The organism is Alcaligenes parafaecalis (assembly GCF_026344135.1).
Lineage (GTDB): Bacteria > Pseudomonadota > Gammaproteobacteria > Burkholderiales > Burkholderiaceae_B > Alcaligenes > Alcaligenes parafaecalis.
In genome coordinates, this window is sequence record NZ_JAPKNA010000001.1 from 1356270 (window position 1) to 1381880 (window position 25611).

General features: G+C 55.1%; 23 protein-coding genes. 9 read left to right on the forward strand and 14 right to left on the reverse strand.

The window, feature by feature from the left end:
* Nucleotides 1-25: 25 nt before the first annotated feature.
* The 4 genes from OSH09_RS06310 to OSH09_RS06325 all read right to left on the reverse strand — a co-directional run bounded on the left by OSH09_RS06310 (nt 26) and on the right by OSH09_RS06325 (nt 5373).
* On the reverse strand, nt 26-1447 hold the full coding sequence (locus OSH09_RS06310) for an FAD-binding oxidoreductase (protein WP_207875281.1): 1422 nt from the start codon (nt 1445-1447) through the stop codon (nt 26-28).
* A 26-nt stretch (nt 1448-1473) separates the two neighbouring features.
* A complete protein-coding gene (gene aroG / locus OSH09_RS06315; protein ID WP_279382253.1) occupies nt 1474-2568 on the reverse strand; it encodes a 3-deoxy-7-phosphoheptulonate synthase AroG in 1095 nt (364 codons plus the stop codon).
* Nucleotides 2569-3053: 485 nt separating this feature from the next.
* Nucleotides 3054-3284: a YbdD/YjiX family protein gene (locus tag OSH09_RS06320; protein WP_153230571.1), complete on the reverse strand. Its 231-nt coding sequence runs from the start codon at nt 3282-3284 to the stop codon at nt 3054-3056.
* Nucleotide 3285: 1 nt separating this feature from the next.
* Nucleotides 3286-5373 (reverse strand): carbon starvation CstA family protein, encoded by a 2088-nt coding sequence (locus OSH09_RS06325; RefSeq protein WP_207875283.1) that lies wholly within the window; start codon nt 5371-5373, stop codon nt 3286-3288.
* A gap of 523 nt (nt 5374-5896) precedes the next feature.
* On the opposite strand from OSH09_RS06325, the gene ehuB reads away from it, so the two are divergent.
* The 4 genes from ehuB to ehuA all read left to right on the forward strand — a co-directional run bounded on the left by ehuB (nt 5897) and on the right by ehuA (nt 9014).
* A complete protein-coding gene (ehuB, locus tag OSH09_RS06330) occupies nt 5897-6760 on the forward strand; it encodes an ectoine/hydroxyectoine ABC transporter substrate-binding protein EhuB (protein ID WP_266120468.1) in 864 nt (287 codons plus the stop codon).
* Nucleotides 6761-6865: 105 nt separating this feature from the next.
* Nucleotides 6866-7537, forward strand: a complete 672-nt coding sequence (gene ehuC, locus OSH09_RS06335; protein WP_207875285.1) for an ectoine/hydroxyectoine ABC transporter permease subunit EhuC — start codon at nt 6866-6868, stop codon at nt 7535-7537.
* A gap of 2 nt (nt 7538-7539) precedes the next feature.
* Nucleotides 7540-8232: an ectoine/hydroxyectoine ABC transporter permease subunit EhuD gene (ehuD, locus tag OSH09_RS06340; protein ID WP_207875286.1), complete on the forward strand. Its 693-nt coding sequence runs from the start codon at nt 7540-7542 to the stop codon at nt 8230-8232.
* Nucleotides 8229-9014: an ectoine/hydroxyectoine ABC transporter ATP-binding protein EhuA gene (gene ehuA, locus OSH09_RS06345; RefSeq protein WP_243430293.1), complete on the forward strand. Its 786-nt coding sequence runs from the start codon at nt 8229-8231 to the stop codon at nt 9012-9014. The genes ehuD and ehuA overlap by 4 nt, the downstream gene beginning before the upstream one ends.
* A gap of 128 nt (nt 9015-9142) precedes the next feature.
* Here the strand turns inward: ehuA and OSH09_RS06350 are convergent, their stop codons facing one another.
* Together OSH09_RS06350 and OSH09_RS06355 are read right to left on the reverse strand one after the other, a co-directional pair.
* Nucleotides 9143-9754 (reverse strand): DUF2239 family protein, encoded by a 612-nt coding sequence (locus tag OSH09_RS06350; RefSeq protein ID WP_266120469.1) that lies wholly within the window; start codon nt 9752-9754, stop codon nt 9143-9145.
* Nucleotides 9755-9867: 113 nt separating this feature from the next.
* A complete protein-coding gene (locus OSH09_RS06355; protein ID WP_266120470.1) occupies nt 9868-11067 on the reverse strand; it encodes an MFS transporter in 1200 nt (399 codons plus the stop codon).
* A 137-nt stretch (nt 11068-11204) separates the two neighbouring features.
* Between OSH09_RS06355 and OSH09_RS06360 the strand changes: the two genes are divergently transcribed.
* On the forward strand, nt 11205-12092 hold the full coding sequence (locus OSH09_RS06360; protein ID WP_266120471.1) for a LysR family transcriptional regulator: 888 nt from the start codon (nt 11205-11207) through the stop codon (nt 12090-12092).
* Between the two features lie 136 nt (nt 12093-12228).
* Here the strand turns inward: OSH09_RS06360 and thpD are convergent, their stop codons facing one another.
* From thpD to OSH09_RS06385, 5 genes are all read right to left on the reverse strand, one after another.
* The gene (gene thpD, locus OSH09_RS06365; protein WP_207875288.1) at nt 12229-13152 is read right to left on the reverse strand and encodes an ectoine hydroxylase; all 924 of its coding nucleotides are present in this window, start codon (nt 13150-13152) and stop codon (nt 12229-12231) included.
* A 14-nt stretch (nt 13153-13166) separates the two neighbouring features.
* Nucleotides 13167-13559 carry an ectoine synthase gene (locus OSH09_RS06370; RefSeq protein ID WP_009456191.1) on the reverse strand — a complete coding sequence of 131 codons (393 nt, stop codon included), beginning with the start codon at nt 13557-13559 and terminating at the stop codon, nt 13167-13169.
* Nucleotides 13559-14866, reverse strand: a complete 1308-nt coding sequence (ectB, locus tag OSH09_RS06375) for a diaminobutyrate--2-oxoglutarate transaminase (protein WP_207875289.1) — start codon at nt 14864-14866, stop codon at nt 13559-13561. The genes OSH09_RS06370 and ectB overlap by 1 nt, the downstream gene beginning before the upstream one ends.
* Nucleotides 14867-14961: 95 nt before the next feature.
* Nucleotides 14962-15492, reverse strand: a complete 531-nt coding sequence (gene ectA / locus OSH09_RS06380) for a diaminobutyrate acetyltransferase (protein ID WP_376912138.1) — start codon at nt 15490-15492, stop codon at nt 14962-14964.
* A gap of 23 nt (nt 15493-15515) precedes the next feature.
* Nucleotides 15516-16043 carry a MarR family winged helix-turn-helix transcriptional regulator gene (locus tag OSH09_RS06385; RefSeq protein ID WP_153230579.1) on the reverse strand — a complete coding sequence of 176 codons (528 nt, stop codon included), beginning with the start codon at nt 16041-16043 and terminating at the stop codon, nt 15516-15518.
* A 371-nt stretch (nt 16044-16414) separates the two neighbouring features.
* Here OSH09_RS06385 and yddG point away from each other — a divergent pair, with 371 nt between their 5' ends.
* Nucleotides 16415-17332 carry an aromatic amino acid DMT transporter YddG gene (yddG, locus tag OSH09_RS06390; protein WP_222666981.1) on the forward strand — a complete coding sequence of 306 codons (918 nt, stop codon included), beginning with the start codon at nt 16415-16417 and terminating at the stop codon, nt 17330-17332.
* 157 nt (nt 17333-17489) lie between these two features.
* On the opposite strand, the gene tldD is transcribed toward yddG, so the two are convergent.
* Nucleotides 17490-18950 carry a metalloprotease TldD gene (gene tldD, locus OSH09_RS06395; protein ID WP_207875292.1) on the reverse strand — a complete coding sequence of 487 codons (1461 nt, stop codon included), beginning with the start codon at nt 18948-18950 and terminating at the stop codon, nt 17490-17492.
* A 598-nt stretch (nt 18951-19548) separates the two neighbouring features.
* Between tldD and OSH09_RS06400 the strand changes: the two genes are divergently transcribed.
* Nucleotides 19549-19827 carry an H-NS histone family protein gene (locus OSH09_RS06400; RefSeq protein WP_376912094.1) on the forward strand — a complete coding sequence of 93 codons (279 nt, stop codon included), beginning with the start codon at nt 19549-19551 and terminating at the stop codon, nt 19825-19827.
* 94 nt (nt 19828-19921) lie between these two features.
* On the opposite strand, the gene OSH09_RS06405 is transcribed toward OSH09_RS06400, so the two are convergent.
* Complete coding sequence (locus tag OSH09_RS06405; RefSeq protein WP_266120472.1) at nt 19922-20569, reverse strand: DUF4136 domain-containing protein; 648 nt, start codon at nt 20567-20569, stop codon at nt 19922-19924.
* Nucleotides 20570-20733: 164 nt separating this feature from the next.
* Here OSH09_RS06405 and pepN point away from each other — a divergent pair, with 164 nt between their 5' ends.
* Nucleotides 20734-23412, forward strand: coding sequence for an aminopeptidase N (gene pepN / locus OSH09_RS06410; RefSeq protein ID WP_266120473.1), 2679 nt, complete (start codon nt 20734-20736; stop codon nt 23410-23412).
* Complete coding sequence (locus OSH09_RS06415; protein ID WP_266120474.1) at nt 23409-24434, forward strand: class 1 fructose-bisphosphatase; 1026 nt, start codon at nt 23409-23411, stop codon at nt 24432-24434. The genes pepN and OSH09_RS06415 overlap by 4 nt, the downstream gene beginning before the upstream one ends.
* Before the next feature lie 147 nt (nt 24435-24581).
* Here the strand turns inward: OSH09_RS06415 and OSH09_RS06420 are convergent, their stop codons facing one another.
* The gene (locus OSH09_RS06420; protein WP_266120475.1) at nt 24582-25568 is read right to left on the reverse strand and encodes a quinone oxidoreductase family protein; all 987 of its coding nucleotides are present in this window, start codon (nt 25566-25568) and stop codon (nt 24582-24584) included.
* Nucleotides 25569-25611 lie beyond the last annotated feature (43 nt).

Consider the following 25611-nt stretch of genomic DNA (forward strand, 5'->3'; position numbering starts at 1 on the left):
CGACTCAAGTGTGACTCAAGTGCGATCAGTCCTGAGGACGTGGAGGCAACATTTTCCCTGGGTTCATGATGTTATGAGGATCCAGCGCCTGCTTGATGCTACTCATCACATCCAGCGCATCCTGACCGTGCTCGGCCAGCATGAACTCCATCTTGTGCAAGCCCACACCGTGCTCGCCCGTGCAGGTGCCTTGCATGGCAATGGCACGCTCCACCAGACGATGGTTCAGACGCTCGGACTCGTCCCACTCTTCCTGGCTGTCAGCATCCAGCAGCATCAGAACGTGGAAGTTGCCATCGCCCACGTGACCCACGATGGTGTACGGGAACGGCGCCTGGTCCATATCGGCCGCTGTTTCAGCCACACACTCCGCCAGAGCGGAGATAGGCACACACACGTCGGTGGTACTGGAGCGGCAACCGGGACGCAATTGCAGACCGGCAAAGTAGGCATTGTGTCGAGCGGTCCACAGGCGGGAACGGTCTTCGGCTTTATCAGCCCACTCGAAATCCATGCCGCCATTGTCTCGCGTGATTTCCTGAACGACCTGAGCCTGTTCCTGCACACCGCTGGGGCTGCCGTGGAATTCAAACAGCAACAGAGGCGATTCTTTCAGGGTCAGTTTGCTGTAGGCATTGGTTGCACGCACCGCCGCCGTGTCCATGAACTCGACACGCGCAATGGGGATGCCCATCTGGATCACTTCGATCACGCTTTGCACGGCAGAGCGCAGATCGGAGAAATTACAGATTGCTGCCGAGATGGCTTCCGGTTGCGGGTACAGACGCACCGTCACTTCCGTGATGATGCCCAGTGTGCCTTCGCTACCGATGAACAAGCGAGTCAGGTCGTAACCGGCCGAGGATTTCTTGGCGCGGTTAGCCGTATTGATAACGCGGCCATCGGCCGTCACGACCGTCAAGGTCAGGACGTTTTCACGCATGGTGCCATAACGCACGGCGTTGGTGCCCGATGCACGGGTTGCCGCCATACCGCCCAGGCTGGCATCCGCACCGGGATCGATGGGGAAGAACAAGCCAGTGTCACGGATGTGTTCATTCAAGGCGGTACGTGTCACGCCCGCTTGCACCGTTGCGGTGAAATCTTCGGCATTGATCACCACGATCTCGTCCATACCGGACAGATCCAGGCTGACACCGCCTTGAATAGCCAGGAAATGCCCTTCCAGCGAGGAACCGGCCCCATAAGGAATCAGAGGCACATGATGTTCATGGCAATGACGAGCCACCCAGGCTACTTCTTCCGTGCTGCGAGCAAAAACAACCACATCAGGCAGCATGGGTGGATACGGCGACTCATCCCGTCCATGGTGTTCACGCACGGCGTGAGAAAGCGAGCAACGCTCTTGAAACTGAGCCTGCAAGGCTTCGATAAAACCTTCAGGTAAAGGGCGCCGCGCTAATTCGGCATGACCGGGTGCATTCATGAACATTCCAAAAAGGCAAAACCCTATTATGAGTGGCTAAGTGCCCCCTCTTCAAGAGCGACTCGTGTCTTGCGACGCTGACGCACGGCCTCAGCCAATTTTTCCAGCACAAGGATGGTGTCATCCCAATCGATGCAACCGTCGGTAATGCTTTGGCCGTAGGTCAAGGGCTTGCCTTCCACCACGTCCTGACGACCGCCCACCAGATGGCTTTCCACCATCACACCGCAAATGCGCATATCGCCACCCGCAATCTGGCCGGACACATCAGCCAGTACTTCGGGCTGACGACGGTAGTCTTTATTGCTGTTGGCATGGCTGGCATCGACCATCACGCGGGGAACCATACCGGCCTTGATCATGGCCTGGCTGGTGGCTTCCACGTTTTCAGCGTCGTAATTGGGAGTCTTGCCGCCACGCAGAATCACGTGACAGTCGTTATTACCCACGGTAGACACAATGGCAGAGTGACCGCCTTTGGTGACCGACAGGAAATGGTGCGGCTGGGAAGCGGCTTTGATCGCGTCCAGGGCAATGCGAATATTGCCGTCTGTACCGTTCTTGAAGCCCACGGGGCAGGACAATCCCGAGGACAATTCACGGTGAACCTGACTTTCCGTCGTACGGGCACCAATCGCGCCCCAGGAAACCAGATCCGCAATGTACTGAGGCGTGATCATGTCCAGGAACTCGCAACCAGCGGGCAAATCCAGTTGGTTCACGGCCAGCAGCAATTCGCGGGCGGTGCGCAAACCCTGATTGATGTTGAAGCTGCCATCCATGAACGGATCGTTGATCAGGCCTTTCCAACCCACCGTCGTACGAGGCTTTTCGAAGTACACACGCATCACGATTTCCAGCTCGGGCGCAAAGCGCTTGCGCTCTACCGTCAGGCGGCGGGCGTAATCCAGAGCGGCTTCGGTATCGTGAATGGAACAAGGGCCCACCACGACCACCAGACGATCATCCTGTTCGTGAAGGATTTTGTGAATGCTGCGGCGTGCCTTGTGAACCGTGGTCGAGACAGCAGAAGTGCACGGGAACTCGCGCATCACGTGGGATGGGGGAGACAGCTCCTTAATTTCACGAATCCGTAAATCATCAGTATTGTGCGACACGATTGAACTCCAGTTGGTTTGCCAGGTTCGGGGGCAAACGAAAAAAAAGCCGCCCGGACGATGCTGGCGGCTTATTTCAGGATTTAGGTCTTACTTATGTTTGGTGCAACCCGTCCTTTCCTCCACCAGCGGCATTGGAAAAGCATAAAAATAAAAGTAGAAGACAGGGGTTGCGAAAGTCATGAGAAAAATCCTAACACAGTTCCTGACGCGCCGCCAACAAAACTCGCAAGATTCATCCACAAAAACGCAGGAAGACAGAATATTTATACCAATAAGCCCTTAAAAATTATCACTAAACGAAACTATTATTTCGTTTAGCTATTTTTATTGGCCCTTTTGTTTCGTGTTATCCCGAAAAACCACGATAAATCGTTTCGATGGCTGGTTTGTCTTATTTTTACATCTACATACAAACCTGATGACAGGCTGCCCTGCTCAAACGCAAAAGGGCCAGAACACTGGGTTCTGGCCCTTAGCCGCCTAATTTAGCAGCACGCTATACGTCCTTTCCCACCATAACGAGCTTGCTGTCGCTCACGGAAAAATTCGGCGTACTCCATCGGCTTCTGATCGGGGTGATTCACCCGCATATGCGTCAGATACGTTTCGTAGTCAGGCACGCCCACCATCAGGCGCAAGGTTGTGGCCAGATAACGCCCGGTACCCCGCCCTGCCTGGGCACTGCGCGAGATGGCTCCTGTCAATAATCCTTTCATATCAAACTCCTGCTGCTGCCTGAGCCGGTAAAGGCTCGTACGGAGTCTCGGCAGAATGCGGCACCGTGCTGCGACGCGCTTTCAGCACGCAACGTATGCCAAAGAACACCATGCTCAAGACCACGAAAATGAACAAACCGCACAAGGTCGAGTTCACGTAATCGTTAAAAATAACCTGCTGCATCTGCTCCAGCGACTTGGCCGGTGCCATGACGGTTTGTTCCGCCAGCCCTTTCTGATACACCTTGGCGTGTGCCAAAAAGCCAATCTTGGGGTCAGGGTGGAACATCTTCTGGAAGCCTGCAAACAGCGTGCAAATCAGCAGCCAGATAGTGGGGACCACCGTCACCCATGCATAGCGATCTTTCTTCATCTTGAAGAGCACCACCGTACCCAGCACCAGCGCTACCGCCGCCAGCATCTGGTTGGCAATACCAAACAAGGGCCACAAGGTATTGATGCCACCCAGCGGATCAACCACGCCCTGATACAGGAAATAGCCCCACGCCGCCACACATAAAGAGGTAGCAATCAGGTTGGCAACCAGGGACTCCGTACGCCGCAAGCCCGGCACAAAGGTGCCCATCAAGTCTTGCAGCATGAAGCGGCCTGCACGTGTACCGGCGTCCACTGCCGTCAGAATGAACAGGGCTTCAAACAGAATGGCGAAGTGATACCAGAAGCTCATCATCGCAGGCCCGCCGATGACGTTGTGCAAGATGAACGCCATGCCCACTGCCAGGGTGGGAGCGCCACCGGCACGGGAAATAATGCTGTTTTCACCTACGTCGCTGGCCATCTGGGTCAGATCCGCCGGGGTGATCAGAAAGCCCCAGCTAGAGACAACCTGAGCCGCTTGTTCCGGCGTGGTGCCAATCAGGGCCGCCGGGCTATTCATGGCGTAATAAATACCGGGCTCGATCACGCAAGCGGCAACCAAAGCCATGATGGCCACAAAGGATTCCATCAACATGCCGCCGTAGCCGATATAGCGGGCCTGGGTTTCGTTTTCGATCATCTTGGGCGTGGTGCCCGAGGAAATCAAAGCGTGAAAGCCAGACACGGCACCGCAAGCAATGGTGATGAAGAGGAAGGGGAACAGGCTACCCGACCACACTGGGCCCGTGCCATCAATGAACTTGGTGGTGGCGGGCATTTTCAGCTCCGGCGCCACAATCACAATCCCGATCGCCAGACCCACAATGGTGCCGATTTTCAGGAAGGTGGACAGGTAATCACGCGGTGCCAGCAGCAGCCACACGGGCAGCACAGCGGCAATAAAGCCGTAAATAATCAGTGCCCAGGTCAGCTCCTCGCCATCCAGCGTGAAGAAAGGCCCCCAGACGGGATGCGCAGCCACGTCCTGGCCGTACACAATGGCGGCCAGCAAAAAGACCAGACCAATGACCGAGACCTCGCCAATACGGCCCGGCCGCAAAAAGCGCAGATAAATCCCCATGAAAATCGCCAGCGGAATCGTGGCGGCCACCGTAAAGGTGCCCCAGGGCGAGTTGATCAGGGCTTTGACCACAATCAGCGCCAGCACGGCCAGAATAATGACCATGATCATGAAGGCACCAAACAAGGCGATCACACCGGGCACGGTGCCCAGCTCGGATTTGATCAGATCCCCCAGCGAACGACCGTCGCGGCGCATGGAGATGAACAGAACCGTGAAGTCCTGCACCGCCCCCGCAAACACCACCCCGGCCAGAATCCAGAGCATGCCGGGCAAGTAGCCCATTTGCGCAGCCAGGACTGGCCCCACCAAAGGCCCGGCCCCTGCAATCGCGGCAAAGTGGTGCCCGAAGAGCACATGCTTATTAGTAGGAACGTAATCCAGACCATCGTTATGACGCCAGGCAGGCGTCATGCGGGTCGCGTCCAGCTCAAAGACCTTACGAGCAATAAAACGGCTGTAGTACCGGTACGCAATCAGATAAACGCAGACTGCGGCAACCACGATCCACAGCGCATTGATACTCTCCCCCCTGCTCAGTGCCACCGTCCCCAGGGCAAACGCCCCCAGCACTGCAACCAACACCCAAATCAAATGCTGCTTTATAAAACCGCCCTCTTCTCTGCTCATAGAGCCTCCACGATTTTGCATTAAGTAAGCCTGTCACCAACTTTTTCTTCTGGCTGCACTTCTGATCTGAAGAAGCCGCCAACTGCCGGCACAAAGGGTCTGACACCGCGTGGGGTGGCAGTCTTTGCAGGAAAAACACAGCCTGTTGGTGCTGTGTCTTTCCCGAACCGGCAGGGGTCGAAAGCCCGCTTTCGCGTGCTTTCCAAAAGGTTGTCGGCGCACCAGAAGGCGCGCCAAACTCATTCATGAATCGATCCGGGGTAGGCATAAGCCAGGCGCTTTTTGGGGGGCAAGCGCTCTTTAATCCTTGGGAGCATAGTAAAAACGCGTACTCAGGACACCACGCATTTTCCCTAAGACCTGCTGCTTTCCATATATAGAAAGGCTAATCAGTCCTTACGTCCGATAGTTTCTATACATTTAATTTGAGCACGAATGATTTTATACGCTATGATTTCCCTGCAAATCTTTCGTAAAACAAATCATTCATAACGAAATGGTATAGGCGAAAAAAGGACTAATGATGAAACTACAATCCAAGCCCCTCTGCGCGTTGGCCTTTGCCCTGCTGGGTACGATGGCCGCCGCATCCAGCGTACAAGCTGTCACGCTGGAGCAAGTCAAAGAGCGCGGCGTCATTCGCGTCGCCGTTGCTAATGAAATTCCGTACGGATACATGGACATGTCCGGCAAAGCCCAAGGCGCTGGCCCCGAAGTGGCCCAGGCCATCATGGAGCGTCTGGGTATCAAAGAGATCAAATGGGAAACTGCCAACTTCGGTTCGCTGATCCCCGGCCTGCAAGCCAAGCGCTTTGATATGGTGGCCGCCGAGATGGCGATCCTGCCCCAGCGCTGCAATACCGTGCTGTTCTCGGAACCGAACAGCTCTTACGGTGAAGGCCTGCTGGTCGCCAAGGGCAACCCCAAGAACATTCATTCCTATGAAGACTTCGCCAAGACCGATCACAAGATCGCCATCATGGCCGGTGCCGATCAACTGGAAATGATGCAAGCCCTGGGGGTGCCGGACAATCGCATGATCACCATCTCGAATAATGCGGATGCCATTTCCACGGTAGCCACTGGCCGGGCTGATGCCTACGCGGCCACCGGCCAGACAGCCAGCGACCTGGCCTCCAAGAGCGGTGGCAAGGTAGAACTGGCTGCCGAGTTCAAGGACCCCATCATCAACGGCCAAGCGGTCCGTAGCTGGGGCGGCTTTACCTTTGCCAAGGAATCCGAAGACCTGCGCGATGCCGTCAATAAAGAACTGGCCGAATTCAAGAAAACCGATGAGTGGAAAGCCATCCTGAACAAACACGGCTTTACCGAAGAAGACGCCACGCACTCGTTTGAGAAATCCACGGAACAGCTGTGTAAAGCCTGATCCTTCACCTGCGGGTAAGGCGGCCGCAGCGGCCTGCGCGGCCCCGGACAAGGGCCAAGCACGCAGCACCGATGTGCCCCGCCCTGCCCTTGTCTGGAACCTGATATGGATTGGTTAAGTTACAGCTCGGCCCTGATGGAAGGGGCCTGGGTCACGATACAGCTCACGTTTTACTCTACAGTCGTGGGTGCCATCGCCTCCTTTGCTCTGGGCATAGGCAGGCTGTCTCACTCTTTAGCCCTGCGTTCGCTGTCCATTACAGTCATCGAAGTTTTTCGTGGCACCTCTTTATTGGTGCAGCTCTTCTGGCTGTACTTCGCCCTGCCGATTCTGGGCGAGTCCATGGGCCTGGACTGGCGCCTGGACCCGGTCGTGGCGGGCACGCTGGCCTTGGGCCTGAATATCGGTGCCTACGGTGCCGAGGTGGTGCGCGGCGCCATTCAGGCTGTGCCGCATTCCCAACTGGAAGCCGCCAAGGCCCTGGACTTTACCGAGCGCCAAACCTTATGGCGCATCAGTCTGCCCCAGGCCATCCCGGAGATGATGCCCAGCTTCGGAAATCTGGCCGTGCAGAACCTGAAAGATACGGCCCTGGTGTCTTTGATCAGCCTGGGAGATTTGAGCTTTAGAGCCGAACAAATACGCAACTTCACCCAGGACAGCACCACCATCTACACCCTGCTCTTGCTGATGTACTTTGGCATGGCACTGGTGCTGACGGTCCTGATGAAATTGCTGGAACGCGCAACCGGCCGCTGGCGCGCGCAAAGGAGCTGAACATGCTGTTTGGTATTGAATGGGACACCAGCAGCAACGGAGCATTTGCGCTGTCTATCCTGCCTATTTTGCTTAAAGGTTTATGGGTCACCATCCAGGCCGCGGTGCTGGGCTTTGGTGTTGCTGCCGTTTTAGGGCTGATTCTGGCAGGCCTGAAAAGCGTGCGTCTGCGCCTGATTTCCTGGCCCGCCTATGTGCTGACCGAATTCCTGCGCGACACGCCCTTACTGGTGCAATTGTTTTTCCTGTACTACGTGCTGCCGGACTACGGCATTGTGCTGCCCGCCTTCCTGACCGGCGCACTGGCGCTGGGTGTGCAGTACAGCGCCTATCTGTCCGAGGTCTATCGGGCTGGTCTGGAATCGGTCACCCACGGCCAGACGGAGGCGGCCCGCGCGCTGGATATTTCCCCGCTGCGCACCTTTATGGTCATCACCCTGCCCCAGGCTATCCCGCGCATCATTCCCGCGATGGGCAATTACCTGGTCTCCATCATGAAAGACGTGCCCGTGCTCTCTGTGGTGTCGGTGCTGGAAGTCCTGAACGTGGCCAAGATTATTGGTGACCGTACTTTTAACTACATCATTCCCCTGTCCATGGTGGGCGGCCTGTATCTGCTGCTGACCCTCCTGGCTTCGGCTGGGGTACGAACGCTGGACCGGCGTTTGCCCAAGCAAGGAATCCCCCTGCGATGACTGACACAACAAGCCCCATCATTCAATTTGACAATGTCACCAAGAAGTTTGGTGATGTCACCGTCCTGGACGCCTTGAACTTTCAGGTGGAACCGGGTGAGAAAGTCACCATCATCGGCCCTTCTGGTTCTGGTAAATCCACCGTGCTACGTATTTTGATGACGTTGGAGACAATCGACGAAGGCCTCATCACGGTAGCTGGCAAGCCTTTATGGCACGAACGGGTCGACGACAAACTGGTGCCCGCCAGCCAGAACCATTTGCGCGAAATGCGCAAAGAAATGGGTATGGTGTTCCAGCAGTTCAATCTGTTCCCGCACATGACGGTGATGCGTAACGTGACGGAAGCGCCGACCCATGTGCTGGGTCTGTCCAAAGAGCAGGCACGCGAGCGGGCCACCAAATATCTGGATCTGGTGGGCCTGATCGACCATGCGGACAAATTCCCCAGCCAGCTCTCCGGCGGACAACAACAGCGTGTAGGTATTGCACGGGCCCTGGCCATGGAACCGAACATTCTGCTATTTGACGAGCCCACCTCGGCTCTAGACCCGGAGCTGGTGGGCGAAGTGCTGGGCGTGATTCAAAAGCTGAGTCAGGAACAGGATCTGACGATTCTGCTGGTGACCCACGAAATGCAGTTTGCCAAGGAAGTGTCAGATCGCGTCTGCTTCTTTGATAAAGGCGTGATCGTGGAATCCGGCCCACCAGAACAAGTGTTCTGCAATCCACAGGAAGCACGGACACAGGCTTTTTTAAGCAACTTCATTCAGGCGGCCTAGTCATTCACCATGCCTCTTGGTTGAAGACTATTTCAACACCTCATTCCGGCGATAAAAAACGGGCTATTAATAGCCCGTTTTTTTATCGCCTGTCCCTTGGAAGCTCAGCCCTTCCACGCCCTCAAAACTTACTCGGCCAAAGAAAATACAGGGGATTGCGCCAGCTTGATCGCATGCTCCCGCACATCCTCCGGCCAGGCAGCCAGCAGGGCGTTGAAACGCTCAAGCTCATCAGCAAACAAGGCCCGCATGGCTTCTTCAAAACCGGGCAAATCACCACCAATTGCGGTCATGAAGTTATAGGCCCGCTCCTGCGCCTGACGGCGCTGATCTTTAGCCGCGCTGGCACGACGCGCTTCCTCAACCAGTTTGCGTAGCGCAACCGAGGCACCACCGGCTTGAGTCGCCAGCCAGTCCCAATGGCGTGGCAACAAGGTCACTTCACGGGGAACCACGCCCAGCTTGGGGCGACCACGGCCTCGTGGGGCCTCCTCTTCGGTCTGCTCGACCTCAGCTTCAGACACATCCACTGCCGCATAGCGTTGCGCCAGCTCCTCGTCCGTCCCTTGGGTATTCACATCCACAAAGCGGCCCGTCACATCGTCAAAGATCAACACGGGATCGTTAACCCGGCTCTCCAGAACTTTTTTCACGGCCAGCACATTGGCCAGCATGGGGCCGGACGCGATACGGCGGTGACCCATAAAGCTGGTGTAGGTATTGGGGTAAGTCGTTTTCATAGCAAAACCAATGCTTCGATTAAGAAGTCTCTATTTTTACCCGGGTAATATAAATCAGTCAATATTATCCGGGTATAAATGGAAAGGTGTTGCTAAAGCGACTCACAACTGCCTCAGGCCCGACAAAGTTGGCAACGCAAAGCCCGATTCATAAAAAAGACCGTGCCCAACAGCGAAGTCATCAGAATACTGATCGCCACCCAAGCAAAAGACTCGGATCCCAATTGATTCAACAAGAGCCCGCCCAGTGCACCACCTGCGGCGACCCCCGTATTCCAGACCGTTGTATACATGGACTGCGCCACATCGGCTGAATCCCCTGCAAAGCGGGACAAAGCAGTTTGAGTAATGGTGGCAAAACCGCCTACGGCCAAACCCCAGATCAATACCGAGACAAACACGATCGACACCACATCCCCCCACACACCAAGAACCAAAGCAGCAAAGGCAAAAGTCAAAATGCTGGCTACCGCCAGCCACTGCAAACGCCGATCAACGATCGCCCCTACAAGCCACAGGCTCAAGATTGAACCCAGGCCGAAGATGAACAGAACAAGATCGACCTGATCCTCCAAACCCGACCGCTGTAAAAAAGGCTCCACATAGATGTAAAGCACGTTATGGGCGACCACAAAGCTAAAAACCACAAACAACACGGCACGAATTCCACTTTTCAGAAAAACACGCGTCAGGGGCTGGCGTTGCTCTGAATGTCTGCCTGCGAAATCAGGCAAAATCACCCGCCCGCACACAATTAATAACAGCGCCAGGCCACTCATCAAGGCAAAGGCTCCCTGCCAAGCTATATAGCGCCCCAACAAGGCACCCAATGGCACACCCAGCACCAGAGCGGCCGTCGCACCCGCTCCTGAAATGGCAATGGCCCGCCCACTCAGATGCGTCGGCGACATGCGAATCGCATAACCGGCCAGCAAAGACCAGACAATCCCGCCAAAAACCCCAGCAAAGAAGCGCGCAACCATGGACAACAGATAATCAGTAGAGAGTGCCGTCAATAAGTTCACCACGGCAAAGCCGAAGATGGCAGACAAGAGCAAAGGCCGACGACGCATGCCTTGGGTCAGGGCAGTCACCGGAATCGCCGCACAGAGCGCTCCGACCGCATAGGCTGTAATAAATTGCCCGGCCAGGCTCTCGGACACCACCAAACCCTCTGCAATCGCAGCAAGCAGCCCGGCTGGCATGATCTCCGTTAACAAGGTAATAAAGGCAGCCATTGCCAGAACAAGTAGCCCTCCCAAAGGCAATCGCTTCCGCTCAGTAGTGGCAAGGGGGGAATAAATCTGATTCATCAAACAAGGTCCTTACGTTCACAAACTTCAAGACGTGCCCACGCACAACAGCGTCATGATGCGACCTTATTCATTAAAGAAAAATAGACTATATTTAAAAATACTTATGACTCAAGAGTCATTAATAAAGGAAGCGTGTGGAGAACCTGGGATCATTGGATATTTTTGTACGGGTCGCTGAATCGCGCAGTTTTACTTCGACTGCACGGCAACTGGGCATCTCGGCATCCGCCATCAGCAAGGCGATTGCGCGGCTGGAAGATCGGCTGGAAACACGCTTGCTCCACCGTTCCACACGGACGGTCACACTAACCCCGGAAGGCAGTCTGTTTCTGGAGCGCTGCAAACGCATCTTGTGCGAACTGGAGCAAGCGCAAGATGAGCTTGCCCTGTCCCAGCGCGCCCCTCGTGGCAAACTGCGTATCAGCCTCCCCTCCGTAGGTTTGTTATTCATGCCGCAGTTTGTCGAGTTCAATCATCGCTATCCAGATATCGAATTTGATATTGACTGTACCGACCGTCTGGTCGATATCATCAATGAAGGCTTTGATGCAGTCATCCGCACAGGTGAACTCAAGGACTCGAGCTTGAGCGCCCGCAAGCTGGGGACCTACCGCCGGACGATTGTCGCCACCCCTGCCTACCTGCAAGCACGGGGTATCCCCAAAAAGCCTGAGGACTTGCGCCAACACCGTTGCCTGCACTATCGCTACCCCAGCAGTGGCAAAACAGACGCCTGGCCCTTGGGGGATACCGACATTGACACCCTGCTTGAACTGCCAGGCTCTATGGTCACCAATACACTTGAGCCTTTGCTCTGCTTTGTTGAGTCCGGTTTAGGCATTGCCTGCATCCCCAGTATCGCGATTCAACAGCAACTAAAAAGCGGCACCTTGATTCCTGTGCTGGACGAGTTCAATCACGACATCACGACCTTGCAAATACTCTGGCCCTCCAACAGACACCTTGCCCCAAAACTTCGCGCCTTTATCGACTATCTGACGCAATCCCTGCAACTGGATTAAGAAACGGCTCGACTCCCACCCATAACCGGCTCATCCACTTGCTCGAAGGCCCCCGCAACAAAAAACGCCCCCTGGAAATAAATCCAGGGAGCGTCTTATCCGGCCAAGTCTGCACCCAAGGCACAGACCTTCTTGCTCAGGACTCCAGCAGCGGTCCATTCAAGGGCGTCAAGGCAGAGAACTGCCCCCGAGTGGCCACATGCGCAGGACGTGGCGTCAGTCCCTGTTTGGGATCACCCACACTGTTTTCCACGCTGTTATAGACCGTGAACACATTGGCTCGTGGCCAAGGCGAGATATTGCTGGCCGAGCCGTGCAAGGTATTGCAGTCAAAAAAGATCACCGAACCGGCCTTGGCGGTAATGGCTTCTATACCGCCCTGATCCACCAGCAAACGCAGGCTGATCGGATCGGGCACGCCATACTCCTGCTTGCGCAAGGATTCCTTGTAATGATCGTCCGGTGTTTGACCTGTGCACGAGATGAACTGACGGTGCGAGCCCGGCACCAGCATCAAGGGGCCGTTGCACACATTATTGTCAGTCAGCAGCACCGAGCAGCTTAACGCCCGCATCTGCGGCATGCCGTCTTCGATATGCCAGGTCTCAAAGTCCGAGTGCCAGTAGAACTCCTTGCCGGTAAAGCCCGGTTTCAGGTTGGCACGAGACTGGTGCACATAGACATCCGAGCCCAGAATCTGACGGGCCACATCCAGCACACGCGGATCGCGTACCAGGCGGGCAATCAGCTCGCTTAGCTCATGCACTCGAAAGATCGAACGCACAGCCTGGCTCCCCTTTTCCACCACGGCTTCTTCCCGCGACAAAATGCCGGGGTCGGCACTCATGGCTTCCACATTGCCCAACAAAGCCTGTACTTCCTGCGCATTGAACAAGTCAGGCAGCAACAAAAAACCATTGCTCTCGTATTCACGCAACTGGGCCTTGTTCAGGGGCTGGCTACCTACCGGGTCCGGGTACACCACCGGCTCCTGGCGGCTGACGATGGCCGCCGTTCGTTCTGTACGGGATGTGTACAGATCGCTCATGGTCACTGTCATGATGCTCTCCTTCCTTAGTCTTCCACGATGGCTGGGTAAACCCCTTTCTCATCGTGAACTTCCTGGCCGGTCAGGGGCGGATTGAACACGCAGATCACCCGCAGCGGCTCTTTGCCACCGCGCAGATAGTGTTCATCGTGCTGATCCAGCGCGTAAACCACGCCTGGACCCAAATCGTATTTCTTGCCGTCGGCAACGGTTTCGATTTCGCCATCACCCTCAATGCACCACACCGCTTCCAGGTGATTCTGGTAGTGGATATGCGTCTCGGTGCCAGGAAAAATAACGGTTTCGTGAAAGGAAAAACCCATGCCATCTTTCTTGAGCAAAACACGGCGGCTGACCCAGGTGTCTGTACGCACCTCGTCGCGGGTTCCAATCACATCTTGTACGTTTTTCACCAACATTAGCGTGCTCCTCCAATCTTCAGAATCTTGGCCTGGCTACCGCGCTTGGACAGGCACTGGGCCACGCTGCGTTCAATAATGTCCAGGCCTTGAGTCAGCTCTTCATTGCTGATCGTCAGGGCAGGCAACAACTTCAGAACTTCATCGTGGGCGCCCGAGGTTTCAATCACCAGACCTTGCTTGAAGGACTGAGCGGCAATTTCATTGGCCAGACCGGCTCCGGGTGGCGTCACCAGGCCTTGAATCAGGCCGCGACCACGTACGCTCAAACCACGGTCGGGGTAGCTGTGCACCAGGTTTTCCAGCCAGTCACGCACTTGGCGCTCTTTAGCCAGAATTTCATTTTCAAATTGCTCGTCCGCCCAGTAACTTTCCAGCGCTTGAGCCGCCGTCACAAAGGCCAGGTTATTGCCACGGAAGGTGCCGTTATGGGCGCTGGGCTTCCACACATCCAGTTCAGGACGCAGCAAGACCAAAGACATGGGCAAACCAAAACCGGACAGGGATTTGGACAGAGTGATGATGTCGGGGCTGATACCCGCTTGTTCAAAGCTGAAGAAGCGGCCAGTACGTCCGCAACCCACCTGAATGTCATCGATGATCAGCAGCATGTCGTGCTCGCGGCACAGCCGTTGCAGTTCACGCAGCCAGCGCTGTGTAGCGACGTTCACGCCTCCTTCACCTTGCACAGTTTCCACGATGACCGCGGCAGGATGGTCCAGGCCACTGCTGGGATCTTCCAGCAAGCGCTCCAGATAAGCCATCGTGTTGACGTCCGGTCCCAAGTAGCCGTCATAAGGCATGAACGAGGTATTACCCAGGGCCACACCCGCTGCACTACGAAACTTGGAGTTCGCCGTCACTGCCAGGGAACCCGTGCTGACGCCGTGGAAACCATGCGTAAAGGAAATCACATTCTGGCGGCCCTTGACCTGGCGTGCCAATTTCAACGCCGCTTCCACGGCATTGGTGCCCGTAGGCCCCGTAAACTGCAGGCGGTAGTCCCACCCGCGCGGTTTGAGCAAAACTTTGTCCACCGTTTCAAGAAAGTATTTCTTGGCACTGGTGGCCATATCCAAACCGTGTACCAAGCCGTCGGTGTTCAGGTAGTCAATCAGCTTTTCTTTCAGATGGGGGTTGTTATGCCCGTAGTTGAGCGTACCGGCCCCACTGAAAAAATCGATGTATTGCCTGCCTGACTCGTCCTCCAAGACCGAGCCTCGGGCTTTGTTGAAAATGACCGGAAAGGACCGGACGTAGCCCCTTACTTCAGACTCCATCCGGTCGAATATTTTTAAATCAGTCATATTTCCTCTCCTGGTTATAGAACGGCGTGTCTTGAGCCGACAAACAACAATCAGCGAACCAGACCGGCTCTACCGTTCTTTTGCGTAAAGTCCCCTTATCCAGAGTCCAAGGGGCCGATTCGTAATAGAGGTTCTGCCTCGTGCGCCTGATCGGCGAACAAGGCGGTATCGAAAAATTCCTGTTCCTGCATGGGCGCAGCCCAATGCCGGGCCATGGCCGCAAACAGGCCTCGCGAGGCCCGATTGCCGGGGCTGACCGTTGTTTCCAGATAGCGTAAGGAACGACCACGCAAGCGTTGCTTCAAATGCTCCAGCATGGCCTGCCCCAGACGCCGCCCACGGGCGCGCTCATGCACGGCGACTTGCCATACAAAGAGCACATCAGGACGGTCGGGGAGAAAGTAGGCAGAGATGAAACCGTCTATTTGTTCCCCGTTCTGCGCCACGACGCAGGTTTGGGCGAAGTGCTCGCTGAGCAGCAAATAGAGATATTCAGAATTCAGATCCAGCGGCGGGCAATCGGCAATCAACTGATGGATGGCCGCTGCATCGCGCAACAAGGGCGCACGCAGTACCAGCGCCGGTTTACTGGGGGCAGACTGGGCAGTCGTCACATTGACTGCCAAGCTGCCCGGACTAGGTCGATCCGTCAAACCACCAACCCGGATTCGGGGGGTACATCCCCTTCCGGGACCTCAAGAATAGGCGAGGCCGTATCGTCGGCCTCCAGCACAACATCCGGGTCAGCATCAAGCAGACGAACAATACGCTCCAGGGACAAGGTCATGGTGGCCTGTTCCAGCTCGGGCAGTTCTTTCAAAGCGTCCGACAGCTTCTTTTGCAAAGGGGACGGGGTATCGCGTGCCAGCGTCACCCCTTCAGGGGTCGCGCTGACAAATACAATGCGCCGGTCTTCACGGCCACGCTCACGCAGCACCAGTTTTTTATCTTCCAGGCGATCCAGAATACCGACGACGGTGCTGGGGCTGACATGCATCTCGCGGCTGATAGCCGTGGCCGTCAGCGGGCCTTTTTCGATAATGGTGCGCAGGCAGATCAACTGGGGCGCGGTGATATTGCTGTACGCCGACAACTGCCTGGAATGCAGGGCAATCGAGCGCGTGATCTGGCGCAAAGCCCGCAAAATTCGTAAATCGTAGTGTTGATCTGTGGTCATTTAATTAGCCAAACAAAATAATTCAGCACGATTAATTCGTGTTGAAATGATATGCCTAGAAAAGATTCAAGTCAAACCGATTTACACTCAAAATTATAGAGAGTGGAAACGCAGGGATCTGACTCGAAATCCAAAAAAATGTAAGTGCCAGCTCTTCCGGGAGCGGGCCAACAAGGCGTAGAACGATGCCCTGCTCTATCCTTTTTCACCAAGAGCGGTTCAGGACGACACGCAGCTTACAGTAAACTGCCACGAGTCCTGCTTGCGAACCACCCAAGCCTGAATCCAACCCGGCCCATTAACCCATAAGTCTCTTGGCCAAGTAAAGCCGCTGCCCGTTCACGGCGCACCTTGCAGACATTGAAACCAGCATGAAGCAATCTGATAAGGCAACCCTGATTGGTCTGATCGCCATTGTTCTTTGGAGCACGATTGTCGGCCTGATCCGCAGCGTCAGCGACTATCTGGGTGCCACCGGCGGCGCTGCCCTGATCTACACCCTGGCCTCGGTCTTTCTTCTTTTATCTGTGGGTTGGGTGCGCCTGCGTGAGTTCCCGCGCCGCTACCTGATTTGGGGCAGCATCCTGTTTGTCTGTTATGAGCTGTGCCTGGCCCTGTCTATTGGCTATGCCCATAACAGCCAGCAGGCGATTGAAGTGGGCATGGTCAATTACCTATGGCCTACCTTCACCATCGTGGCGGCTATTTTGTTCAATGGGCAAAAGGCCAACTGGCTGATCGCACCGGGCCTGCTGCTCTCCATGATGGGTATTAGCTGGATTCTGGGGGGTGAGCAAGGCTTGAGTCTGCACAGCATCTGGCTCAATGTGCAGGACAACCCGCTCAGCTATGGCCTGGCGTTTACGGGAGCCCTGATCTGGGCGGGCTATAGCACCATGACCGCCCGTATCGCTCAGGGCAAAAACGGCATCACCTTATTTTTTATGCTGACAGCGGGCGTGCTGTGGATCAAATACCTGGGCCAAGGAGCCACCGAGATCGTGTTCACGGTTCCTGCGCTGGTTTATTTGCTGCTGGCAGCGATTGCCATGGGATTTGGTTATGCCGCCTGGAACGTGGGCATTTTGCATGGCAATGTCACGATACTGGCGGGTGCCTCTTACTTTATCCCGGTGTTCTCGGCTGCCCTGTCCACCTTTTTGCTACAAGCACCCTTAACCCTGACCTTCTGGCAAGGCTCTGCCATGGTGTGTTTGGGTGCCTTGCTGTGTTGGCTGGCCACACGCACTCGCAGACTCAAAGTAGCGAAAAATACGCAGGCCTCGTAAGACAAGAATGAATGTCTCGGCGAACTCAGTACCCCGAACCGAACAAAAGACAAAAACTTTTTGCTGCGCTGCAATAAAAGCAGCATAAAAAAAGACCGCCCAAATGAATATCATCTTGGGCGGTCTTTTTATCGGTTTTATTAGGCACCAAATTAAATCAGGCCGTACCACCGACAGTCAGGTTTTCCATCCGCACGGTAGGAATCCCCACCCCGACTGGAACACTTTGTCCTTCTTTGCCACACGTACCCACACCCGAATCCAACTGCATGTCATTACCAATCATGCTGATCTGATTCATGGCATCCGGGCCGCTGCCAATCAAAGTGGCCCCTTTGACGGGGTACATCAGTTTGCCATTTTCAATGACCCAGGCTTCCGAAGTCGAAAAAACAAACTTACCGCTCGTAATATCGACCTGACCGCCACCGAAGTCTACGGCATATAAACCTTTCTTCACCGAGGCAATAATTTCCTGCGGATCTTTATCCCCACCCAACATAAAGGTATTGGTCATGCGTGGCAAAGGCAAGCTGGCGTAGGATTCGCGCCGGCCATTTCCCGTGACAGCCGCACCCATCAGGCGAGCATTATGGGTGTCTTGCAAATAGCCTTTCAAAATACCGTCCTCAATCAGGACCGTACGTTGCGTGGCATTGCCTTCGTCATCCATATTCAAGGAGCCACGGCGGTTTTCCAGCGTGCCATCATCAATAACGGTTACGCCTTTAGAAGCCACCCGCTGCCCAATACGACCTGCGAACAAGCTGCTGCCACGACGATTGAAGTCACCTTCCAGACCATGACCCACCGCTTCGTGCAGCATGATGCCAGGCCAGCCTGGGCCAAGAACTACCGTCATCTGCCCTGCGGGGGCAGGTTTGGCTTCCAGATTGGTCATGGCCGAACGCACGGCTTTGTCCACATAGCTGCGCAGCATGTCGTCGGAGAAATAAGACAGGTCTACCCGTCCGCCACCGGCTGCCGAGCCGCGTTCACGGCGGCCTTTATGTTCCACAATGACCGACAGGGACAAATGCACCAGAGGGCGTACATCCGCTGCCAGACGGCCGTCACTACCGGCAACCAGCACGACATCGTATTCCGCACCCAGGCTGGCCATGACCTGTACCACGCGCGAATCCGCGGCGCGGGCCAGCGCATCCAGCCGTCCCAGCAAAGCAACTTTGTCAGGTGCTGGCAAGCTGGCGATAGGATCTGTACCGGTATACAAGGTAGGTCGCTGCGAATCACTGGGCACCAGGATGCCGCTTTTACCCGAACCGCCCTGGCGCGCAATCGAGCGCACCACACGCGCCGAGGACAACAAGGCCTCCGGGCTCAAGGAATCCGAATAGGCAAAAGCGGTTTTTTCACCACTTAATGCGCGTACCCCGACACCCTGCTCGATTGAAAAGCTACCGCTTTTGACAATCCCTTCATCCAGCGCCCAGCCTTCGCTGCGGGTGTACTGAAAATATAAATCGGCATAGTCAGCCTGATGGGTGAAGATCTCACCGAGCGCGCCGGACAAGTGGCTTTCATTCAAGCCCCAAGGGTCAAGCAACAGTCCACGGGCGCATTCCAGGGCATTGATAGCCGGATCAACTAGCTTCATCGTTTATTCCTACTGACAGATCCCCCGCAAACCCAGGGCTGCAAGGGACGAAAATGGGTACCAAGAGACGTGCTGACAGCCACTTGGCTTTCCGTCTATCTGAGCATTAAAACAGAATGTGCCACCGTATGCGATGCCGACGTACTGATCAGGCCCCTTCCGGGCATTCTGAAGCAAAAATCAGCCTATTGAACTAATCGGTTTGAAAATTCCACTTACGACATTTTCTGATACGGAATTAAAACTATTTTAAAACTTCCCTAATTAGAAACGCACCTATATGGTTTTGATATAAACCCATTCAAATTCATGATAACCCCTGATTAGATTAAATAATCAAGAGCCATAGAATTGTCTAATGAGCTTAAATAATTACAAAAACCAAACACCTTTTTGATTAAGCGTTTATTTTTTATCCAAACTACTTATATTTTCAAGAAAATCAAAGTACACTGTTTTCGCATGATAAACATGAGCTTGTGCAGGCAGGGTTTATCAGATAACTACAAACATGAAACAGGAATCCTATATGTCAGTCGAAACTTACAGCTCCGCAAAGCAGAAGATAGAAAAAGAGATTCTGCGTCTGCAAAAACAGATGAAATCTCTTCGTGTCAAACAGCGTCGTCCTGTCATCGCGTCTATCGTCAAGTCCATGCAAGATAACGAGATCACGATTGATGAAGTCGCTGAAGCTCTGGACAACTCCGCCCGCCGCGGCGCTGGTGCTGGTTCCGACGGCCCCAAGACCAGCCTGCCTCCCAAATACCGCCATCCCGGCACTCAGGACACCTGGACAGGCCGTGGCCGTCCACCACGGTGGATCATTGATGCTGAAGCCAATGGCCGCAGCCGTGAAGAGTTCCTGATCAAATAAGTGTCGGAACCAAACAAAAGAAAGGGACCGCTTGAAAAAGCGGTCCCTTTCTTGTTTTTATAAATCCCCTACATAAAGCCGGGTTTCTTCCTGCTCAATCCCGTGGTAAAGGATATCGGATATCAATCACCTGTCCACTATTACCGGGGAAACCATCAAATATGGCCTGGGACAAAAATGGCATCTGCTGGTCCAGGTTGTCAGAATGGCTATAAGAGACGGCTGTAGCGCGATACACTTCTGCGCCCGAGTTTTGATTATCTGTAATGATTACATTTAGATAATTTTTATACACAGTGACCGGGACATTCACCACATTCGGAGAATAAAAGAAACCGCCGCCCCAACCGTCATTTGGCGCATAATAGCCGCGCCCGATTCCCCAAGCCGATGGGCCATAAAAACTATCTGCAAATTGAGGCACCCAGCTTTGTTCCTGCGGATTGCCATAATCCATTTGCACCACAAAACGCGCAGACTTCAGATCCGCCGCTTGCACCAGTCCGGTAACGCCAATAGAAGCCCGTACAGAATCTGCAAAAGACTGATATTGCAGATTGCTGCTTTTATCGGCTGCAGACTTGATGTAATACGTATCGCCACTGGTAGCCGTGGGCCACTGCTGATAACGCGTCAATTTGGCAGACCAGCTAGGCGCAGCGCAAGCCGTGGTCAATACCGCCAATGCCAGGCTCATCAGGCGTAGGGCGCGCCAGGAAAACCCTTCAGAAAATAACGTCATAATCTCACCCTTGCTTGTTTTTCGCTTGCACGTTCAAGCCCGTTTAATGACAGCGCCATAGCGCTGACGAACAATTAGTTTACTGCCTGTTTCTGGCGTCCAGTGTGTGCGTTCAAACAACATTACAATAGACCATCTTTTTTCGATTGCCGGACCAGGATCACATGCGCACAGACACCTTACCTACGATCTCCCGCCACGATTACCAGCCCTACCCCTATCAAATAGAGAAGGTACGACTGGAATTTGATTTGGCGGCCGAGCAAACCTTGGTTCGTCTGGCTTTTCGAGCCAGCAGCCAGGACGGCCAGATCCGCCCCCTGGTACTGGATGGCGAAGACATTGAACTGCTTGAAGTCAGTATCAACGGCGTCACCCTGACTGCCCAGGATTACCAGCTTGATGAACAGGGCCTGACGCTCTCGCCCCAGACCGCAGAATTTGATCTGGCGCTGGTGAGCCGCTGCCGCCCGCAAGACAACACCATGTTGATGGGCCTGTATGTATCAGGCCAGAATCTGTTTACCCAATGTGAAGCCCAGGGCTTTCGTCGTATTACCTTCTTCCCGGACCGTCCTGATGTGATGTCCCGTTATGAAGTGGTGCTGCGCGGCGATGCCAAGCTTTACCCGTATCTGCTCTCCAACGGCAATTTGCTGGAAAGCACCACGCTGGACGATGGCCGTACTCAGGCAAGCTGGGAAGATCCTTTTCCAAAACCTTCTTATTTATTTGCACTGGTTGCTGGCGATTTTGATGTGCGCGAACGCGAAATCAAAAAGGCCAATGGTCAGCCTGCCCTATTGCAGGTTTATTGCGATCGTGGTGATGGCGATAAAACAGAATGGGCCATGGAATGCCTGGAACATTCCGTACGTTGGGATGAACAGCGCTTTGGCCTGGAACTGGATCTGGACCGCTTCATGATTGTGGCCGCTCGCGACTTCAATATGGGCGCGATGGAAAACAAGGGCCTGAACATCTTTAACGCCGCCTACGTGCTGGCCGATGCACAAAGCACCACCGATGCGTCCTTCCATGCCGTGGAAGCCGTAATTGGTCACGAATACTTCCATAACTGGACCGGCAACCGCGTCACATGTCGCGACTGGTTCCAGTTGTCCCTGAAAGAGGGCCTGACGGTTTTCCGCGATCAGGAATTTTCCGCTGACATGCTGGCCCAAGGGCTGGATGGCGCTCAAGCCGCCAGTGCCCGTGCCGTCAAACGCATTGATGATGTCAGCGTGCTGCGCGCCGCTCAATTCCCGGAAGACGCTGGCCCGATGGCCCACCCTATTCGGCCAGAAAGCTATCAGGAAATCAGCAACTTCTATACCGCCACCATTTACGAAAAAGGCGCGGAAGTCATTCGCATGCAGCACACCTTGCTGGGCGAAGAAAACTTCCAGGCCGGTATCCGCGAATACTTCAAGCGCCATGACGGCCAAGCTGTCACCTGCGATGACTTCGTGGACAGCATGGGCAGCGTGTATCGCCAGGTCAAACCCGGCCAGAGCCTGGAGCAATTCCGTCGCTGGTATCAGCAAGCCGGCACACCGCGCGTTAAGGTCAGCCTGACACATGATCCTGCTACCCAGACCGCTACCCTGACGTTGCGCCAAAGTAATGCGCCCGCCGGGATCGAGAATAAATCCACACCCAAGCCGCCTCTGCATATCCCCTTTGCACTGGGCATGCTGGATCAGCAAGGCACACCGCTGACCCTGCATCTGGACGAGCAGCAAGGCGATACCCTGGTGCTGGATTTCACCGAAGCCGAACAAAGCTGGACCTTCACGCAGATTCCTGAGGCGCCAGTTCTGTCCTTGTTGCGCAATTTCTCCGCTCCCGTACGAGTGGACTACTACCGTCCGGATTCCGAACTGGCGCTGCTAGCCCGTCACGACACTGATCCGTTTGCACGTTGGGAAGCCGCTCAGTTGCTGGCTACCCGTCTGATCTTGTCCTCTGCATCGGGACGCACACCTTCGGCCTCACAATTGGCGACCGTCGTGCAGACCTGGCACGCCCTGGTACAAGATCCTGTCCTGAGCCCAGCGTATAAAGCCCGCATCCTGTCTCTGCCCAGCGAGCGTGAATTGCTGGAGCAAACCCAGCCCATGACCCCGCGCGCCATTGTGCAGGCACGCCGTCAGCTACAACGCGAACTGGGCTTGGCACTGACCCCTTACTGGCAAGAGCTCTACCAATACCTGAGCCTGGAACAGGCTCCATACAGCCCGGATGCCCTGCAGGCGGGTCAACGCTCCTTGCGCAACCTTGCCCTGAACTACCTGCTGGTCGCTGGTGTGAATACCGGCCCGCAACTGGCACGTAACCAATACGATCAAGCCAGCAATATGACTGATCGCATGGGTGCCTTGAGCGCCCTGGTCAACTACGGCGATGCCGAAGATCGCCAGGACGGACTGGATGACTTTTTCCAGCGTTGGCAGGACAATCCCCTGGTGCTGGATCGCTGGTTCAGCTTGCAGGCCACCGCCCCCAGCACGCAAGTCGCCCAGGTACGCGCCCTGATGCTGCATCCGGCCTTCTCGATGCGCAATCCCAACCGTGCCCGCTCTCTGATTTTCCAGTTCTGCATCAACAATATGCAGGCTGTACACACGCCGGAAGGCTATGATTTCTGGGCCGAGCAAGTCATTGCCCTGGACAAGCTCAACCCAGAAATATCGGCCCGTCTTGCCCGTGTGTTTGATAATTGGGCCCGCTTTGAACCCGAAGCCCGCGACCCGCTGAAAGCGGCGCTGGAGCGTATTCAGGCCGAACCCGGCCTGTCGGGCAATGTGGCCGAAATCGTACATAAAGCATTAACTCTTTGACCTCGGAGTCTGTCTTGAAGAAAAACCTTACTCAGTATCTGGTGGAGCAACAGCGCCAGAAGAAAACGGTCACCGCCGACGTACGCTTGCTGCTGGAAACCGTAGCACGCGCATGTAAGGCCATTGGCCATGCCGTCAGCAAAGGAGCGCTGGGCGGCGTTCTGGGTTCCCTGGATTCCGAGAACGTACAGGGCGAAGTTCAGAAAAAACTGGACGTGCTGTCCAACGAGATCCTGCTGGAAGCCAATGAATGGGGCGGCAACCTGGCCGCCATGGCTTCCGAGGAAATGGACACCCTGCACCGCATCCCGGACTACTACCCCAAAGGCGAAAACCTGCTCTTGTTTGATCCGCTGGATGGTTCGTCCAACATTGACGTGAACGTATCCATTGGCACGATCTTCTCGGTACTGAGCGTGCCGCCTGAAGCTCGCGACCGCGTCATTGAAGAGCAGGACTTTCTGCAACCTGGCGTGCGTCAGGTTGCGGCCGGTTATGCCATTTATGGCCCGCAAACCATGCTGGTGCTGACCGTGGGTGACGGCGTGGCCGCCTTCACGCTGGACAAGGAAATGGGCTCCTGGGTACTGACCACCGAGCGCATCACCATTCCTGAGGACACCGCGGAGTTCGCCATCAATATGTCCAATATGCGTCACTGGGAAGCCCCGGTAAAACGCTATATTGACGATTGCCTGGCTGGCCCTGAAGGCCCCTTGGGCAAAAACTACAATATGCGCTGGATTGCCTCCATGGTGGCCGATGTACACCGCATCCTGACACGTGGTGGCCTGTTCATGTACCCCCGCGACTCCCGTGCTTCTGGCCGTAAAGGCAAGCTGCGTTTGATGTACGAAGCCAATCCCATGAGCTTCCTGGTCGAACAAGCCGGTGGCATGTCGATTGACGGCACGCAGCGCATTCTGGACGTACAACCGACTGAGCTGCACCAGCGCATTGGTGTGATTCTGGGTTCGCGCAATGAAGTCGAGCGCGTGCGTCAGTACCACGAGCAAGGCTGATTGCTGCCTGCCCAGTTCGGGTAGATAAAGCACTGCGAAATAAAAATGGCCTCCTTGTCGGAGGCCATTTTTATAAGACAAACTATTCGGGCTTAGTGCTGAACAAAGGCTATCTGCCCATCACGCGTCACCGCCCGACAATCCGTATTAATCCAGCGTCAAAACCGTAGAACCTGTCGTGCGACGACCGGCCAGATCTTCATGCGCCTTGGCAACCTGATCCAGCGGGAAGCGCTGACCAATCAAAGGCTTGATCTTGCCTTGCAGCACCAGATCAAACATCTCGTCTGCCGCTTGCTGCATGGTTTCTTGAGTAGGCACATATGCCCCCAGCACAGGGCGAGTCACATACAAAGAACCTTTAGATGCCAGGGTCGCCAGATTCACACCCGTTACCGGGCCGGAAGCATTCCCGAAGCTGACCATCAAACCACGCGGCTGCAAGCAATCCAGCGAGCGCTCCCAGGTATCCTTACCCACGCCGTCATATACAACGGGCACTTTCTGGCCATTGGTCAATTCCAGCACGCGCTTCACCACATCTTCGTGGGAGTAATCAATCACTTCCCAGGCGCCATTCTGTTTTGCCAGCGCCGCTTTTTCAGGGCTGGAAACCGTACCGATCAATTTCACGCCCAAGGCACGCGCCCATTGGCAAGCGTACAGGCCCACACCACCGGCGGCTGCATGGAACAAAATCGTCTGGCCTTCATGCACGCGATAAGTCTGGCGCAACAAGTACCAGCAGGTCAGACCCTTGAGCATCATGGCCGCGGCCTGCTCAAACGAGATGCCATCAGGAATACGCACCACACGATCCGCAGGCACGTTACGCGCCTCAGCATACGCCCCCAAAGGGCTTTGGCCGTAAGCGACCCGGTCGCCCACTTTCAGATGCGTAACGCCCGAACCCACCGCTTCCACAATGCCAGACGCTTCAAAGCCCAAGCCGTGCGGCAAAGGATTGCTGTAGAGGCCATTACGGAAATAGATGTCGATAAAGTTCAAGCCCACCGCTTTTTGGCGTATGGTGACTTCCTTCTCCTGAGGAGCAGGCAACTCTACCGAAGCCCACTGCAATACCTCGGGGCCACCATTACGTTCAATCCGTATCGCCTTAACCGTCTGCGTCATTGTTTTACTCCTTTGATGAGGGGCCCGTAGCAATGTCTTAGAA

Bases quoted from the DNA above. Each gene is read 5' to 3' on its own strand.
- tldD (WP_207875292.1), bottom strand. From the start codon at position 18,950: ATGAAGCTAGTTGATCCGGCTATCAATGCCCTGGAATGCGCCCGTGGA.
- OSH09_RS06355 (WP_266120470.1), bottom strand. From the start codon at position 11,067: ATGAATCAGATTTATTCCCCCCTTGCCACTACTGAGCGGAAGCGATTG.
- pepN (WP_266120473.1), top strand. From the start codon at position 20,734: ATGCGCACAGACACCTTACCTACGATCTCCCGCCACGATTACCAGCCC.
- yddG (WP_222666981.1), top strand. From the start codon at position 16,415: ATGAAGCAATCTGATAAGGCAACCCTGATTGGTCTGATCGCCATTGTT.
- ehuA (WP_243430293.1), top strand. From the start codon at position 8,229: ATGACTGACACAACAAGCCCCATCATTCAATTTGACAATGTCACCAAG.
- OSH09_RS06405 (WP_266120472.1), bottom strand. From the start codon at position 20,569: ATGACGTTATTTTCTGAAGGGTTTTCCTGGCGCGCCCTACGCCTGATG.
- OSH09_RS06310 (WP_207875281.1), bottom strand. From the start codon at position 1,447: ATGAATGCACCCGGTCATGCCGAATTAGCGCGGCGCCCTTTACCTGAA.
- OSH09_RS06420 (WP_266120475.1), bottom strand. From the start codon at position 25,568: ATGACGCAGACGGTTAAGGCGATACGGATTGAACGTAATGGTGGCCCC.
- ehuB (WP_266120468.1), top strand. From the start codon at position 5,897: ATGAAACTACAATCCAAGCCCCTCTGCGCGTTGGCCTTTGCCCTGCTG.
- OSH09_RS06400 (WP_376912094.1), top strand. From the start codon at position 19,549: ATGAAATCTCTTCGTGTCAAACAGCGTCGTCCTGTCATCGCGTCTATC.
- ectB (WP_207875289.1), bottom strand. From the start codon at position 14,866: ATGACTGATTTAAAAATATTCGACCGGATGGAGTCTGAAGTAAGGGGC.
- OSH09_RS06325 (WP_207875283.1), bottom strand. From the start codon at position 5,373: ATGAGCAGAGAAGAGGGCGGTTTTATAAAGCAGCATTTGATTTGGGTG.
- OSH09_RS06385 (WP_153230579.1), bottom strand. From the start codon at position 16,043: ATGACCACAGATCAACACTACGATTTACGAATTTTGCGGGCTTTGCGC.
- ehuD (WP_207875286.1), top strand. From the start codon at position 7,540: ATGCTGTTTGGTATTGAATGGGACACCAGCAGCAACGGAGCATTTGCG.
- OSH09_RS06320 (WP_153230571.1), bottom strand. From the start codon at position 3,284: ATGAAAGGATTATTGACAGGAGCCATCTCGCGCAGTGCCCAGGCAGGG.
- ehuC (WP_207875285.1), top strand. From the start codon at position 6,866: ATGGATTGGTTAAGTTACAGCTCGGCCCTGATGGAAGGGGCCTGGGTC.
- OSH09_RS06350 (WP_266120469.1), bottom strand. From the start codon at position 9,754: ATGAAAACGACTTACCCCAATACCTACACCAGCTTTATGGGTCACCGC.
- thpD (WP_207875288.1), bottom strand. From the start codon at position 13,152: ATGACAGTGACCATGAGCGATCTGTACACATCCCGTACAGAACGAACG.
- OSH09_RS06370 (WP_009456191.1), bottom strand. From the start codon at position 13,559: ATGTTGGTGAAAAACGTACAAGATGTGATTGGAACCCGCGACGAGGTG.